Source organism: Sphingobium sp. PNB (assembly GCF_019873065.1).
Taxonomy (GTDB): Bacteria; Pseudomonadota; Alphaproteobacteria; order Sphingomonadales; family Sphingomonadaceae; genus Sphingobium; species Sphingobium fuliginis.
This window is the reverse complement of record NZ_JAINEZ010000223.1, coordinates 1-859: the sequence shown is the minus strand read 5'-3', so window position 1 is coordinate 859 and position 859 is coordinate 1. Positions and strand designations below refer to the sequence as shown.

Genomic DNA, 859 nt, shown 5'->3' with positions numbered 1-859 from the left:
AGCGCGGCATAGGCAGTCATGGCTTTCCTCCTCGATAGGGGATGCTCAATATGGGGCGAATCGCACCCAATGACCGCATCTCGAAAAACCTCTGGTGCATAGCGGCCTGAACTGATTCACTGCCATTGCGCGACAGCGGAGGCGGTAATGGCGGGACAGCCGGGTTTCTTTGATCTTTCGAACCAGTACGAGGCGCTGAGTGCAGCGGGCGATCCGCTGGAGCGGTTGGCGGCCGTCGTTGACTTCGAGGTTTTCCGTTGACCGCTGGTCGCCGCCCTGCGACGCGCCCCGCGCGCCAAGGGCGGACGTCTGCCGTTCGACCCTGTGCTGATGTTCAAGATCCTGGTTCTGCAGGCACTGTACTCGTTGTCAGACGAGGCAACCGAGTTTCAGATCAAGGATCGGCTGTCGTTTCAGCGGTTCCTGGGCCTTGGGCTCGACGGCACGGTGCCGGATGCGACGACGGTATGGCTGTTCCGCGAGCGCCTCGTGAAGGCCAGGGCGATCGACCGGCTGTTCGCCCGCTTCGATGCCGCGCTGACCGATCGGGGTTATCTGGCCATGGGCGGCCAAATCATCGATGCCACGGTCGTGCCGGCGCCGAAACAACGGAATACCGAAGTGGAGAAGATGGCGATCAAGGAGGGGTGCGTTCCCGAGGCCTGTCAAGTAAAACCCGCCAAGCTCCGCCAGAAGGATCGCGACGCGCGCTGGAGCGTCAAGTACACCAAGGCCAAGGTGAAGGAAGGCGCCGATCCCAAGGCGTTCAAGCCGGTCGACTATAGCGCGACGATCTGGGTGAGAGGTCAGCGACTATCAGGATGAGAACAGATTGTCGCGGCGGGTTCATGGTGCCGGG

Annotated in this window: 1 pseudogene; it reads left to right on the top strand. The window is 61.9% G+C overall.

The features are described from left to right. Positions 1-147 precede the first annotated feature (147 nt). Positions 148-780: pseudogene (locus K7W03_RS27525) on the top strand (transposase); the annotation flags it as partial. Positions 781-859 lie beyond the last annotated feature (79 nt).